The 13,866-nt window shown below is 38.2% G+C and carries 16 protein-coding genes; 3 read left to right on the plus strand and 13 right to left on the minus strand.

The features are described from left to right. Positions 1 to 10 precede the first annotated feature (10 nt). The 5 genes from AC0VYH_RS13195 to AC0VYH_RS13215 all read right to left on the minus strand — a co-directional run bounded on the left by AC0VYH_RS13195 (position 11) and on the right by AC0VYH_RS13215 (position 3,605). Positions 11 to 601 carry a genetic competence negative regulator gene (locus tag AC0VYH_RS13195; protein WP_194221956.1) on the minus strand — a complete coding sequence of 197 codons (591 nt, stop codon included), beginning with the start codon at positions 599 to 601 and terminating at the stop codon, positions 11 to 13. Positions 602 to 740: 139 nt separating this feature from the next. Next, positions 741 to 1,664, minus strand: coding sequence for a MerR family transcriptional regulator (locus AC0VYH_RS13200; RefSeq protein ID WP_194222323.1), 924 nt, complete (start codon positions 1,662 to 1,664; stop codon positions 741 to 743). Between the two features lie 93 nt (positions 1,665 to 1,757). Then, positions 1,758 to 2,516, minus strand: coding sequence for a metallophosphoesterase (locus AC0VYH_RS13205; protein WP_430246174.1), 759 nt, complete (start codon positions 2,514 to 2,516; stop codon positions 1,758 to 1,760). Beyond that, positions 2,513 to 2,911, minus strand: a complete 399-nt coding sequence (locus AC0VYH_RS13210; RefSeq protein ID WP_430246172.1) for a hypothetical protein — start codon at positions 2,909 to 2,911, stop codon at positions 2,513 to 2,515. The genes AC0VYH_RS13205 and AC0VYH_RS13210 overlap by 4 nt, the downstream gene beginning before the upstream one ends. Positions 2,912 to 2,969: 58 nt before the next feature. Beyond that, positions 2,970 to 3,605, minus strand: coding sequence for a CBS domain-containing protein (locus tag AC0VYH_RS13215; RefSeq protein WP_430246170.1), 636 nt, complete (start codon positions 3,603 to 3,605; stop codon positions 2,970 to 2,972). Positions 3,606 to 3,815: 210 nt separating this feature from the next. On the opposite strand from AC0VYH_RS13215, the gene AC0VYH_RS13220 reads away from it, so the two are divergent. Then, positions 3,816 to 4,031 (plus strand): hypothetical protein, encoded by a 216-nt coding sequence (locus AC0VYH_RS13220; protein WP_226613832.1) that lies wholly within the window; start codon positions 3,816 to 3,818, stop codon positions 4,029 to 4,031. A 3-nt stretch (positions 4,032 to 4,034) separates the two neighbouring features. Here the strand turns inward: AC0VYH_RS13220 and AC0VYH_RS13225 are convergent, their stop codons facing one another. From AC0VYH_RS13225 to AC0VYH_RS13245, 5 genes are all read right to left on the minus strand, one after another. Next, positions 4,035 to 4,484, minus strand: a complete 450-nt coding sequence (locus AC0VYH_RS13225) for a DUF2663 family protein (RefSeq protein ID WP_194221961.1) — start codon at positions 4,482 to 4,484, stop codon at positions 4,035 to 4,037. 82 nt (positions 4,485 to 4,566) lie between these two features. Beyond that, a complete protein-coding gene (locus AC0VYH_RS13230; RefSeq protein WP_475365388.1) occupies positions 4,567 to 4,752 on the minus strand; it encodes a hypothetical protein in 186 nt (61 codons plus the stop codon). 27 nt (positions 4,753 to 4,779) lie between these two features. Then, the gene (locus AC0VYH_RS13235) at positions 4,780 to 5,358 is read right to left on the minus strand and encodes a CPBP family intramembrane glutamic endopeptidase (RefSeq protein WP_475367680.1); all 579 of its coding nucleotides are present in this window, start codon (positions 5,356 to 5,358) and stop codon (positions 4,780 to 4,782) included. Beyond that, complete coding sequence (locus tag AC0VYH_RS13240; protein WP_475367681.1) at positions 5,339 to 6,877, minus strand: RecQ family ATP-dependent DNA helicase; 1,539 nt, start codon at positions 6,875 to 6,877, stop codon at positions 5,339 to 5,341. The genes AC0VYH_RS13235 and AC0VYH_RS13240 overlap by 20 nt, the downstream gene beginning before the upstream one ends. Then, a complete protein-coding gene (locus AC0VYH_RS13245) occupies positions 6,877 to 7,926 on the minus strand; it encodes a YpbB family protein (RefSeq protein ID WP_475367682.1) in 1,050 nt (349 codons plus the stop codon). Before AC0VYH_RS13245 ends, AC0VYH_RS13240 begins: the two co-directional genes overlap by 1 nt. 217 nt (positions 7,927 to 8,143) lie before the next feature. Between AC0VYH_RS13245 and AC0VYH_RS13250 the strand changes: the two genes are divergently transcribed. After that, positions 8,144 to 8,392 (plus strand): ferredoxin, encoded by a 249-nt coding sequence (locus AC0VYH_RS13250; protein ID WP_194221965.1) that lies wholly within the window; start codon positions 8,144 to 8,146, stop codon positions 8,390 to 8,392. Positions 8,393 to 8,557: 165 nt separating this feature from the next. Next, entirely contained in the window at positions 8,558 to 10,138 is a 1,581-nt protein-coding gene (serA, locus tag AC0VYH_RS13255) for a phosphoglycerate dehydrogenase (protein WP_475367683.1), read from the plus strand. A 111-nt stretch (positions 10,139 to 10,249) separates the two neighbouring features. On the opposite strand, the gene AC0VYH_RS13260 is transcribed toward serA, so the two are convergent. The 3 genes from AC0VYH_RS13260 to AC0VYH_RS13270 all read right to left on the minus strand — a co-directional run bounded on the left by AC0VYH_RS13260 (position 10,250) and on the right by AC0VYH_RS13270 (position 13,742). Next, on the minus strand, positions 10,250 to 11,059 hold the full coding sequence (locus tag AC0VYH_RS13260) for a histidinol-phosphatase (protein ID WP_194222325.1): 810 nt from the start codon (positions 11,057 to 11,059) through the stop codon (positions 10,250 to 10,252). Between the two features lie 176 nt (positions 11,060 to 11,235). Beyond that, positions 11,236 to 13,026, minus strand: coding sequence for an ATP-binding protein (locus AC0VYH_RS13265; protein ID WP_430246158.1), 1,791 nt, complete (start codon positions 13,024 to 13,026; stop codon positions 11,236 to 11,238). Next, positions 13,026 to 13,742 (minus strand): response regulator transcription factor, encoded by a 717-nt coding sequence (locus AC0VYH_RS13270; RefSeq protein WP_194221968.1) that lies wholly within the window; start codon positions 13,740 to 13,742, stop codon positions 13,026 to 13,028. Before AC0VYH_RS13270 ends, AC0VYH_RS13265 begins: the two co-directional genes overlap by 1 nt. Positions 13,743 to 13,866 lie beyond the last annotated feature (124 nt).

Genomic DNA, 13,866 nt, shown 5'->3' on the forward strand with positions numbered 1-13,866 from the left:
CTCCAGAACCTTATTTGAAATAATGATTTAACTGCTCGATTGCAGTTGTCTTCATAATCTGTTTGCCGTATTCCATCACCCGGTAGCTTGTAATTGTGGAAGGATTCCCAAATTCAGCCAGTAAAGCGACTAGAGAATCTAATTCATACTCTGCAAATTCCTCTTCATCAAACTTAAGATAAAAATGGTTTTGATAGGAATAAAGTGTTCCTCCTTGTATACCCACATTGATCAATCTTTTCGAAAGACCAATCACATCTTCAAAAGAACGAAACTCATAGAAAACTTCATCGCTTTCATCAAGGGTCACTTGCATTTCAATATACTCATCGTTGTAGTCCTCTTCAAATTCACTCTCACCGGAACCTTTTGTGACAATGACTACCATTCCCTGAGCAGGAAGTGAAAATACTTCTACAGCGATAGGACCATCGACTTTAAATCCAAGTTCATCATCAGCTTCCATGATCATCTCACGAAAAAGCCTATGAACTTTCGGTACGTCCTGCCAGAGCTCTTCTTTCGTAATTCCACGCTCATTTAAATCGTCATAAGTTAGAAATATTTTTATTTTATCATATGCTAAACGTTCAAGACGCATCTAATTCCCCCCTACCGTCTGTCACCCGCAAATCCTTTATTCATACTATATGTGATAATACAAAGATGGTTCTTGGTTGACGATATTCTTCTAGTTTACACTGTCAAAGGAAGCTTAGACAAGTCATGTCCACTTTCAACTAAGTAGTAAGCTTTTGAATTTTATCTTTGATCCAGGCATCCCATTCTTCTTTATTATTTCCAACTAAAAACGGTTCGTAAGCCTGTCTCTTTTCATCACGTAAATGTCCAATAGCTGAACCACCAACTCCAATGGTTAATTCAGAGAAACGTTGGTTCAATCGATCAATCATACCTAGACACCTTGGTAAATTCGTCATCAACGTGCATGATAGAAACAGAATTTTGGGGTCAGTATCTTCTACGACGATCTCAATATCCTCTTCTGGTATGCTCGATCCGAGGTAAATGACTTCGAACCCTTTCCGTCTAAGATACAGAGTGAAAATTAATAATCCAAGCTCATGGTATTCACCAGTTGAGCAAACAGCCATTACTTTTGGGAGGTACCCATCGACAGGAAGCGTATGGAAAATCATACCGATTCTAGAACGAAGGAAAGCGGTAGTAAAATGCTCATGCGCTATTGTTATTTTGTCATTTTCCCATAGGTCTCCAACCCTCACAAGTAGTTTAGCCAATATATCATGAACAACTTTATCTATACTGAAGACAGAGAAAGCCTGGTTCAACAAATCTTGCGCTTTATTCTCATCAAAAGCTAAAAGGGCTTCAAGGATTTCATCAGCTAAGATTTGAGCCCTATCCTGAACCATATCAGTGCCCATACTATCTGTATCTGATGAATCATTTCCATTCTCAAGCAATTCAACGGCCTGACTAATTGTAAAGCCTTGCGTTGTTTTTTGGACCAGCCATTTTAATATTGACATATGCTCTTCCGAATAAAGACGATGACCAGCTTCATTTCTTATTGGAGAAATAATATTATAACGCCTTTCCCATGCCCTCAAGGTCCCGGGTTGAATACCTAATTTTTTCGAGACCGCTTTAATATTATACTTACCTGCAGACATAGTCATCTTCCCCTCTAATACAGCCATTATCACACCTAGTATAAAGGGTGAATGATGTTTGTGTAAACTTTGTATAAGCGTCGCTTTGTTTTTTTGTATTTATTTCCTTTTTAATATAAAAATATGTGACTCAGCTGGCGCCATCAATCTTAACGGTAAAGTTGTAGTGCCATATCCATTGCTGATTACTACGGTTGTCCCATTAATATTCTTAATTCCACCTTTTTCTCTTATCCCCCATCCAAACAGTCGAATCTGACCTCCATGAGTATGTCCGGATAAAATCAATTGAATCCCACTCTCTTCTGGCCAACCTTGTTTAATGTCCGGGTTATGACTAACCAGGATCTTAAGGTCTTCTGACGCTCCATTAAGCGCTTCCTGAAGTGAAGCGTTTTCTGTTGAAAGGTCATCAATTCCTAATAAACTTATTCCATCATTATTTTTCATTACCGTTTCTGCCTGGTTTTTTAAGATGTGGATTCCGTGATCAACTAGAATTTTTTGTAGCTTTGCAGGATTTTCTTCATAATCGTTATTCCCCCAAACGAAATAACAAGGGGCGAGAGCGCTAAGATTCCTCATGTTTTTAGCAACCTTATCAAAAGATACCCCTTTTTCCATAACGTCTCCACCTATTATTACAATATCAACCTGATCTCTCACCTTTTCTAAAATTTTCTCAGAAACCAATCGATTGTGTAAATCTGAAATGAAAAAAATCCGAAATGATTCAAAGCTTTTTGGTAGTTGTTTAATGTAAAGTTCCTTCGTGTGGACTCGATTTAGATGAGCTTCAACCCACATATAAATTAATAACAGTACACCTGCCAAAAAGATCCCAATGATATAGTTCATGTTTCATTGCTCCTCTGAAAGCGTTTCACTTCTCTTGCAGCCCTTATATTAGCAGACAAACCACCATATATAAATGCCATCACGAGGGAAGCTAGAGATAACCACTTATTATTTTGAAACAATACCCAGTATACGCCAATTAACAAACTAGCTTCAATGCAGAACGTTATAAGGTGAGCTTTGTTTTTGATTCCGAATGCAAGAAAGCTCTCTACATGCTCCCTGATTACTCTTGCCACGACTAAAAATCCAAATAAAAAACAAATCGCCCCAAAACCATAGCGCGCACTGTTTAACATTAAATCAGTGAAGGTCATACTTTTTAAATTCAAGTTACTTTCAGCTAAATACAGTAAACAAAATATTGTCATAACCCTTATCAAGAGAAGCGGCATAGTAAAACCCCCCACTCTAACGTATGTAAGAGTAGGAGGCTTTATGGGTACTAATCTCTCATACTTCTTTAATATCGAGTACTTTAAATCCATTCTGTTCAAGTTTTGCAATAAATTGATCGATATTTTCTTTTTTCTCGATCTTCATTACAATCCTTCGTACATTTTGGTTTGACTCGTCAAAAGTAGAGAGGGAAATAATATTTTCATGAAAACTCTTTGCTATTTTAGCTAGTCTTGCAATTCTTCCCTCTGTTTCAGAAGATGCAAAGGCAATTCGAATTCCCGGCTTTCTCATACCAAAAGCACTTTGGAATTGATCAAGTATATCTGATCTAGTAATGATTCCAATGAAATCTTCCTTTTGATCAACCACGGCTACAAGTGGTGCATTTTTTGCTAAAAGGAGCGTATTCTCAAACACTTCCTCCTGATCAACCGTAACATTTTTTTGGAAAGCAATATCCCCTGCATTGGTTTCCTTAAGAAACATTTCTTTATCTGTTGCATCACTTTTGAAAAACGCTTTGTAAATGCGATTAAAAGTAACGATACCAACATATTTCGTTCCCTGGATAACGGGGACACCATCAATTTCACGTTCCTTCAATAATTTCAGGGTTTCATCCAACTTTGTGTCATGATTCACATAAACAGTTTCTCTAATTGGTTTCATTGCACTACGTACATACACTGCTATCACCTCTTTGTAAGATCATTACTCTTAATTAATACCACATTTCAAAGATAATATCCTTCTAATTGAGAAATTCATGTGATATTGAGGCGATTTCTTCCGTAAATTGGGCTTTTTAATTGCTTGAAGATTCAGTCTTTTTGAGGTAAGATTAAAGCATAACCAGACCAATTGGGACGGAAACAATAAAACGGAGATGATGGATCTATGATAAACAAACTTAAAACCAAATCATTGTTACGTAATGAAGATTTGGATTTCAACCGTCGTTTAGGTATGCCCGTAGAAGTTTTCTGCCCAAAACTTAAAGATACTGTTGCCTTCGGAAAAATTGAAATGTTTGCAGAAGATGCGCTTTCTATTAACGGAAATCATTTCCAAATTGAACAATATTTATTTTTCGGTTGTCCTGAACAAAGATAAAGTTCACTTGTAATAAAGGTTAATTCCATGTTGATCTTTCAAATACTTAAAAACAGCATGACGATTTTGCCACTGTAATTGTCCTTCAAACAGTTCATCACTTCGGTCTAATATCTCCAATCTTAAAGATTCAAATTCTTCCTCGGCCTTTTTGCATTTTTTTGCAATCTTTCTTAATTGAAAATATGCTACTATACTCAAACTAACCATCAACATAAAAAATGGCATCAATGACGGGGAGAACCCATTTACAAATAAAGATGAGTTCTTTTCTAGCTCGTACCAGAATAGGCCGCCTATACCTAAAAGTAAACATGAAAGAACATACCCATAAAATTGAGATTTTCCATTAAACTGTATTTCAGCATTTTTTCTTTCCACTAACTCTTCTAACAAAACGTTTGTCATTTTAGATTGTGGCTGTGGAAGATTCCATTGTTTGAACGCATCCACTCTAGTCCCCCCTTTTATAGAAACTAGTTTATGCAACATATACGCCAGATAATACAGGGGGGCATTGAATAAGGAAAACATATTAAGAAAAATAAGAATATAAAAGAAATATGGCAACCATGCTTATAAATAGCAGCGCGAGCACTCGGATTAGCGCAAGAGATGGAAGTTCATTCTCTTCACTACCTTTGCTTCGTGACTGCTTTTTTTGTTTTTCCTTTTTCCGATGGAATTCCTTCCTAGAGGGTAGCGGACGATCGTTTTTCATAAGACTCACCTTTCATGATGTAGTTACTCACAGACGTGTTTTCCTTTTTATCAAACAACCCATAATAAAATCAATAAAAAAATGAGCTGACATCGTGACAAGAACATTACCTGTCACCTCATATGAAATGCCTAGCAAAAAACTGATTCCTACAACAGATGTGAATAATACTGGCTTAGCAAGATACCTAACATGTATCATTGCAAATAATACACTTGAAAGTATTAGTCCGAAGTGTGTTTGAATGACTCCTCGAAACATCAGTTCCTCACTAAAAGATATAAGAAATGACAAAAAGAAAATATGATGCACAGAAAGCTTGGAAAATATCCGTTCGTTAATCCCTCCATCATCTAATTTCTCATCCGGAAGAGATTTCATCAAAAGAAGATCAGCTAGAACAACGAGTAAGCCTGCACCACCTCCTAGGTAGACTATGTCACTCCAATTAAATTCTACAATTTTAGGAAGAAACCATACCTCCCCAAATAGAAAAGCTCCCAGTACAAAGGCTAGAATAAGCATGATCGCCTGTGTTAAGTAAACATTTAATACCAGCTCACGATCAGTTAATTGTTTTACTATTTCAGCCTGTCGGTTTCTCACTGGTATCCTCCCCGCCCACTGTCAGCATCCGTTTCAGTTCAGCATCCCAGTCAAATTCTTCTTGTGGTGAGGAATCACTGTGATCATGACTAGCCGCATAATCTTCAAGGTTTAAACCACAATAATCACAACATGGGTTAATAATATGATTCGTTTCACCGAACCTAGCTAATAAACCTTTTCTTCGACACTGCTCTTCTTCTAACCAGCTTTTGAATCCAAACCACTTAACAAGTTTTTCTTTACGCCGGATTTCTGTTTCATCTATTATTTTCATTAAAGTAGAATCGACCTCAAAAGAGCGAATAACTTTATCCTCTATCACTCCTTCAACTTCTAGACGGTGGAACAAATAACGCCACGCCGTTTCATTCAACCCAAACTTCGCGCCTTCATTTTCTATTTGGCTACTTGAATATGTTTCACCTGATCGGCTAGATAAGTCTCTCATAACTTCTTTAATTTGCACCTCTTTAGGCAGTTCTCCATCAATAAATGAAAGGGGTAGAAATTCATCTTCTTCTGTATACAAGTGAATAGCTATCGCTTGATTTTGATCCCTTCCCGCTCGACCAATTTCTTGCAAATAGCTTTCGATTGTAGCTGGGGGATGAAAATGAATCACAAATCGAATGTTGCTCTTGTTAATGCCCATTCCAAAAGCATTTGTCGAGCAAACAATGGATAGCTCATCATTTAGAAACTGCTGCTGTATTAATAACCGATCTTCCTGCTCCATTCCTGCGTGATAAGATGCTACGGTTTTCACGTCATCATTTAATTCTTTTGCAATTCTATCTGCCCAGTTCCTGCTTGAGAAATAGATGATTCCAGGCCCTTCTAACTCATTAGCATACCGCTTTAACGCTTGGATTTTCGTTTCAAGTGAAGGCAATTTATCTAGCTTAATAGCAATGTTAGGTCGATCGACGCTGTGTATATGAATAGCGGGTATCTTCATGTGCAATTGATCCATAACATCATTCCGCACTTCATCTGTAGCTGTAGCTGTTAACGCAAGAACCGGAGGTTTACCAAGCTTGTCTCTAATCACACCAAGTTTTAAATAGTCTGTTCGAAAATCATGGCCCCATTGAGAAATACAATGTGCTTCATCCACGACCATTAACCCTAAATCCAATTGAGTTAAAGCATCTTGCACAAACTTATTTTGAAGAATTTCTGGTGATACGTAAATAAAGGTGTAACGCGATAAGTTTTTTAGAATCGAGATTCGTTTCTCAAAGGGAAGAAAACCATTTAACGCAACGACTCGCTTTTCTCCTTGTGCTTTTAATTGCTGTACTTGATCTTCCATTAACGATATGAGAGGCGAAACAATAAGAATATGTGCCAGGCCTGCATATGCTGGAAGTTGATAACATAGCGATTTACCTGCACCTGTAGGAAGCATTGCAAAAACGTCTTTTCCTTCTAGCACATCCAAGATGATTTCCTGCTGTCCTTGACGAAATTCGCGGTATCCAAAATGCTTGTATAACAAGTCTGTTAAAGCCATTAAATCCCTTCCTTACAAAGTGTTAATCGGATTTCAAAGTATGAATAATTATCATCTAAATACTGTTTGATTGTTTTTAAACGCTGACTGTTTAATTTCTCGCTCGCTAATCGTATTTCCCTCTGTGCATCTTGAGATACAAAAGGATCAATTGAGAAGCCAGGTACATTTATTGCAATTTCTACGAGGTGATCCTCGATCGTGCTTCTCTTTAATCGACGCCTTTGAGCTATTTGTTCAAGTGACACTCCCGATTGAAGAAAGGTATACGTCTGCCTCGTTGAAGACGTCAACGGCCACTCGCCCTCATACCCTTTCGCCACTGTTCCCAATATAGGGAATTTAAGAGGATTATTTTGAATATACGTTAGAAAAGCATGAATTACATTCTGAAATTGTACTGTAGCTTCTTCCACACTAATCTTGTTCGATGTACTCATTTGAGCAAAAGTAAGTCCTGTCCTTCCTTTACCACTTAGCCGATTGACAAATAATGCCGCATGATGTGATGGGAGTTGGAGTAAAATAGCTGATATTTCTTTGTACAAATCATTTGCTAAAATGGCTCGCTGTTCTTTCACGCTTGGAAAGTGAAGCCTGACCCAGTTTTGAATATTCTCTTCTTTGCTTATAGGATAAAAATTCATGTTTCCATGGATTGAATAAGATAGCGTTTGAACGTATAAACTAAGCCGCTGCCAGAATAAATCACTAATAGAATGATACTTCCATCCTTCTAAGTATGTGGGAATAGGATTATCTACCAGGAAAGCGCCCAATTTTTCTTTGCCTTTTAATGTGACCTTAAAACCATTATGTTGGTTAGGCTCAATCAATTTAACTTTTTGAAGCTTAGCGGAATGATCTACGAGTTGAGATCGTTTGATTTGATTCAAAACACCAAAAAAATTTGAAACGTTAAATAGTTTTGCATCCTGAATCGTTTGTGAAGATTTTTTCCCAGTAAGGAGATGGAAAACGGCTGATAGTGAACGCTCTCCTCTAAAACGGTCAAAAATATATAATAGCACACCATCTAAATATTGCATGTATCAATCACCCAATTCCTTCTTCTTTATATTGTATCAAATTTTTTCATCTGTTTACTTATTTTAAAACCGGGTAACATTCAATTAGGCGGTAATAAAAGGATTAAACTATTGAAAAGTCAAGGCGCGACCTTTACAATAAGGTTATTAAATACTTTCATTTACGCATAAAATGACGATGAAAGGCATATAGAAGTATTGAATAGGAGGTTAAATCATGGCTAAGTATACTATTGTAGATAAAGACACATGTATTGCTTGTGGTGCCTGCGGCGCCGCTGCACCTGATATTTATGATTACGACGACGAAGGTATCGCATTTGTAACCCTCGATGACAACGAAGGTATCGTTGAAATTCCAGATGTACTTCATGAAGATATGATGGATGCGTTTGAAGGCTGTCCTACTGATTCTATTAAGATTGCTGATGAGTCATTTGACGGAGACGCTACAAAATTCGAATAATAAAGAATGGAATCCCCGGTTTAAATACCGGGGATTTTTTATTTTCGCATCTTTTTCACTAAAAAATGTTCCTAATGAAATTGACACTTTAGTGCTTTCATGATAAAAAGTAAGTTATTAAGTTTTCTAAAAAATGAGAAGAGAGAGACAAAGGGAGTGGAGAAGTTGGCTTACGTTTTAGTAACTGATGGTATTAAAGAAGATGGCTTACAGCCGCTTTTAAATGAAAGCACGATAACATGTGACATTGGATCATTAAATGACTTCAATGATCGTCTGGATCGGTATGAAGCCCTGCTTGTAAGAAGCGCGACAAAAGTAACAGCAGAAGTGCTCGATCTAATGCCTTCGCTTAAGATTGTTGCAAGAGCAGGTGTCGGTGTTGATAACATCGATATTGATGCCGCAACGAAACGAGGCGTCATTGTAGTTAATGCACCTGATGGCAATACTATCTCAACAACAGAACATACTTTTGCTATGATGGCTTCACTCGTTCGAAATATACCTCAGGGAACATCGTCATTGAAAAATGGACAATGGATGAGAAAACAGTATGTCGGAACAGAGTTAAGTGGAAAAACCCTTGGTATTGTAGGAATGGGACGTATCGGTACAGAGCTTTCTAGACGCTCTAGAGCGTTTGGTATGGATGTCGTCGTATTTGATCCATTCCTAACAAATGATCGAGCGGAAAAACTCGATGTAGAGTCCGTTGATTTGGATCAGCTGCTTCAAACGGCAGATATTATCACTGTTCATACTCCTTTAACTGATAAAACACGTGGACTCTTAAATAAAGAAACGCTAGCAAAAACTAAAAAAGGTGTTTTCTTAATTAACTGTGCTCGTGGAGGAATTATTGATGAAGAATCACTCATTCCTTACCTCGAATCAGGTCACATTGGCGGCGTAGCACTTGATGTGTTTGTGGCAGAACCACCAGAGGCTGACCACCCTCTCTTAAGCTTTGATCAAGTTATTGCAACTCCACACCTTGGGGCTTCTACAAAAGAAGCTCAACTTAATGTTGCTGCACAGGTAGCAGACGAAGTACTACACTTCCTGAAAGAGAAACCAATTCGAAATGCGATCAACCTCCCTGGTTTTTCAAAAGAAGAATACGAAAAAATCAAACCATATTACGAACTAACTCGTAAGATGGGAAGTATACTCTCACAATGTATGAAATCAGCAGTAAATCTCGTAGAAGTCACTTATGCCGGAAAGCTAACTGAATTAGATACAGCAATCTTGACAAGGAATTTAATGGCTTCCTTCCTTAAATCAAGACTGGACACTACCGTTAATGAAGTAAACGCCCCTTCTATCGCAAGAGAAAGAGGGATCACTTACGGTGAGAAACATAGTTCTGAAACACAGGGATACTCAAATCTTATTTCTGTAACAGTAAAAGGGGATAAAGAGGCCTTCTCACTTCAAGGAACATATATTAAAGAATATGGAGATCGCATTACTCAGTTAAATGGATTTGATATTGACTTCCATCCTCAAGGTCACCTGCTCTATATTCAGCACAATGACCGTCCTGGTGTCATTGGAAACGTAGGAAAGGTTCTAGGGGAACATAAGATTAACATCGCCACCATGCAAGTTGGAAGAAAGACAGCAGGTGGGGAAGCGATTATGATGTTATCTTTTGATAATGCATTACCAAAAAATATTGAAGAAACTCTCGAAGAAGTGCAAGATATCGTAAAAGTAGAACAAATCGGCGGAGTTTAATTCATCTAAAAAGGAACGGGAGCAATTAGCTCCCGTTCTTTTTTTGTTGCATTTTTATCCCTCTGATTTGTGCGCCCATTTGAGCAACAACTTATCTTCACTCACCTATATTTATAACGATATCGACTTCCGCTCTCCTTTTTCGAACGTCATTAATTTAGAATATCCAACTGATTTAGCAAGCTCAACTGCCTTATCATAGTCTGCACCAACGTCTCCCGGAACGTGCGCATCTGATGAGAGGACAATTGGAATATCTTTTTCGTAACACATTTTAAGAAGTTCAGGATCAGGATACAATTCTCCTACTGGCTTACGCAACCCCGCTGTACTAATTTCCACGCATGTTTTGGAATGAGATAAAGCATTTGTCGCTCGGTCATATTGTTCAAGTAGAAAATCACGGCTTTCAGGTTTGTATTTAAATATCTTTACAAGGTCGAGATGACCTACGATATCAAACAAATTTGATTCTGCCAGTGTGACAACTTGATCAAAATATTTGCGGTAAACCGTATTAATATCACGTTCATCCCAAAGATGACGATATTCTGCTAGATCAATCCCAAAGTCTTCAACCCAATGAATGGATCCAATGACATAATCAAATCGATAGCTAGAAATAAAATCTTTCATTTCTTGATGTTTACCTGGGGTATAATCCATTTCAATGGACATCTTAACGTCCATCCCCTGTTTTTCCGCTTCCTGAAAAAGACGAACGTAATCATCCATGTTGTACCATCTTCTTTCGTTAACCCACGGATTGCTTAAAATATTTTCTGTTTCATAAAAATGATAAGCATGTTCGGAAATCCCAAAATGGCTTACATTTTTGCGCTTTGCTTCTTCAACAAACTGAGATAAATAATCAAGAGTTAATGTACCTTTTTCTAAGTGATTGTGATAGTCAGTATACATAGCTTCAGCTCCTTTTATCGAACTAGTTTGACTCTTCCACTTGTTATTGTAACGCATTAACGGGAAACAAGGATACCTATTCGTTACTCTTTTTCTTCGGTATAAAATGTCACAAATCAAAACAAAGAGCTTCCGGTTAATTCGGAAACTCTTTGAGTATATCGACGGAGTGCCTGTCACTCTTTCCCTTTATCAGGTATATAGAAAGAAAACGTTGTTCCTTCTCCGCTCTTGCTGTGAACGGAAATGTGGCCATGGTGAGATTCCACAATGTTACGAGCAATGGCAAGCCCTAGACCCGTACCTGACCTTCCTCTTGTACGAGCTTTGTCGGCTTTGTAGAAACGCTCAAACACGAATGGAAGATCATCTTCAGGAATGCCAGAACCAGTATCTTTCACATCGAACTGAACGCCTTTCTCAAGGGAAGTAATTAATAATCTTACTTCCCCTCCTCCTGGTGTATGTCTCACAGCGTTGTCTATTAAATTCGTTAATACCTGTTCAATTCTATCAGGATCAATCTTTAACATTCTTTCATCATTTGAAACATGGAAATTTAATTCCACTTGTCGATCTCGAGCAAGTCCGGAAAATTTCCTTACTATTCTTTGTCCAAAATCTTGCATATGAATACTGCTATAATGCAATTCGTTGTGACCGGCTTCCATTCTAGCTAAATCGAGCAGTTCATTCACTAGCCTTCCCATCCGCAAGGATTCATCGTAAATGATTTGAGCGACCTCTTTCTTTTCCTCGTCACTACTTGCGATATCATCTACGATCGCTTCACTATATCCTTGGAGCATCGCAATTGGGGTTCTAAGCTCATGAGACACATTCGCGATAAAATCCTTCCTAAGCTTATCCAAACGACGTTCTTCTGTCATATCCCTAAAGACAGCAACCGCTCCCCGAATAGCAGATTGGTTATAAAGTGGCGTCATTACAACAACCCAGCTCCGCCCCTGTAGTTCAACTTCTGTTAACTGTTCCCGCTCAAGTGTTACAACAAGACTAAACAATTCATTGATATCCTCAGGTACTTCATTACCAGGCTTTTCTTCCATTCCCTGCTCGTAATACCAGGCTTTCAAAAAACGTTCAGCAGGGGGATTCGTGCTTAATATGGCACCAGTTTTATCAAAGGTAATAACGCCATCCGCCATACTGCTTAAAATACTAGAAAGCTGTTCCTTCTCTTGATTCAACGCTGTAACATAGTTATTGAGTTGGCGCCCCATACGGTTAAACGCAACAGAAAGTTCGCCAATTTCATCGTGGGTCACCATCGGAACTTTTGTATCGAACTTCCCTTTTGCAACCTCTGTAGCTGCTTCTCTCATTTTCAGAAGTGGAGCGGTAATACGAGTAGATAAGAAGAAGGCAAAGATTGTCGTTAAAACAATGGCAATCCCGGCAGCTATGTAAATTAAATTTCTAGCCTGACTCGTTGTCTTTGCTATAACGTCAAGGGATTGGTAAAGAAATACCTCTCCGTTATCTTCTCCATCAAGTTCCATGGGCACACCGACGATTAGAAGTTCATTATGCGATGCGGCCGCTTCATCTGTAACGAAATCTCCCTTTTTAACAACCGTTTCCCGATCAGTAAATACCCCTTTTAAGATGGGGTCTTTTTTAAACACATCCAATGACAGCTCTGGTAACCCATGGGCATTGGGCGAATACCTACTATCCCCCTGGCTGTCATTTTCAACGATCATAACCCTAGTAGGATAAAAATCTGTGATTTCCCAGGCTGTGTCAAGCGCCTGCTCTCGATCATCATATCGTTCAATAACAGAAGCCACTTTATTAGCGAGTCGCTCCATTTGCTCTGCTTCTTTTTCAACATGAAAGTCTTCAAAAAATTGAAGCAATAGAATTGTTAAGATGGATAGCACAAATGCTACAAGTAAGATGATTGTAAGCCACAGCTTACCAACAACGCTTCTCCAAATCATTATTCTTTAACTGCCTCGAATTTATAACCCACTCCCCATACTGTTGAAATCATTGCAGCAGCATTTGGTGATACTTTATTTAGCTTCTCTCTTAGTCTCTTCACGTGCGTATCAACTGTTCGGAGATCTCCAAAAAATTCATAATTCCAGACATCTTTTAACAGCTCTTCTCTCGAAAACACTTTATCTGGAGCTTTTGCAAGATAATACAATAGCTCATATTCTTTCGGTGTTAAATTAATAATTTGTTCCTCCGCTAACACCCTATGAGCGTCATGATCGATTGTTAAATACGGAAATACAATTACGTTTTTAGTTGTGGTTTCGGTTTGTAAAAATTTCGTCGTCGATGATCTTCTTAAAAGTGCTTTAACGCGAAGAACGACTTCTCTTGGACTAAATGGTTTTGTAATATAGTCATCAGCCCCTACTTCAAACCCCTGTACGCGATTAGCTTCTTCCCCTTTTGCTGTAAGCATGATCACAGGAGTGGCTTTTTGTTCACGCATTTGCTGACAAACTTCTGTACCATCCATTCCCGGAAGCATTAAATCAAGTAAAATAAGATCGAAATCATCCTCAATTGCCATTTCCAGGGCTTGTTCTCCATTTTCAGCTTCTTCTATTTCATAATTCTCTCTCTCAAGGTACATGCGCAATAGCTTTCTAATACGCTCTTCATCATCTACTACTAATATTCGTGCATCTTTTTCCAAGAAGATTCCCTCCTACATGAGCTCATGTGTTCTATTCTACCATGCCTATAGCAATCCAGACCAGTGATGAGAAACCGCATTCACCTCTCACCTTATAAGAAAACCTTCACAAATCGTGAAGGTT

The organism is Anaerobacillus sp. QJM3NY_32, from assembly GCF_056173645.1.

Coding starts and splice junctions, on each gene's coding strand:
- AC0VYH_RS13195 (WP_194221956.1), bottom strand. CDS start 601: ATGCGTCTTGAACGTTTAGCATATGATAAAATAAAAATATTTCTAACT.
- AC0VYH_RS13200 (WP_194222323.1), bottom strand. CDS start 1,664: ATGACTATGTCTGCAGGTAAGTATAATATTAAAGCGGTCTCGAAAAAA.
- AC0VYH_RS13205 (WP_430246174.1), bottom strand. CDS start 2,516: ATGAACTATATCATTGGGATCTTTTTGGCAGGTGTACTGTTATTAATT.
- AC0VYH_RS13210 (WP_430246172.1), bottom strand. CDS start 2,911: ATGCCGCTTCTCTTGATAAGGGTTATGACAATATTTTGTTTACTGTAT.
- AC0VYH_RS13220 (WP_226613832.1), top strand. CDS start 3,816: ATGATAAACAAACTTAAAACCAAATCATTGTTACGTAATGAAGATTTG.
- AC0VYH_RS13230 (WP_475365388.1), bottom strand. CDS start 4,752: ATGAAAAACGATCGTCCGCTACCCTCTAGGAAGGAATTCCATCGGAAA.
- AC0VYH_RS13240 (WP_475367681.1), bottom strand. CDS start 6,877: ATGGCTTTAACAGACTTGTTATACAAGCATTTTGGATACCGCGAATTT.
- AC0VYH_RS13245 (WP_475367682.1), bottom strand. CDS start 7,926: ATGCAATATTTAGATGGTGTGCTATTATATATTTTTGACCGTTTTAGA.
- AC0VYH_RS13250 (WP_194221965.1), top strand. CDS start 8,144: ATGGCTAAGTATACTATTGTAGATAAAGACACATGTATTGCTTGTGGT.
- AC0VYH_RS13260 (WP_194222325.1), bottom strand. CDS start 11,059: ATGTATACTGACTATCACAATCACTTAGAAAAAGGTACATTAACTCTT.
- AC0VYH_RS13265 (WP_430246158.1), bottom strand. CDS start 13,026: ATGATTTGGAGAAGCGTTGTTGGTAAGCTGTGGCTTACAATCATCTTA.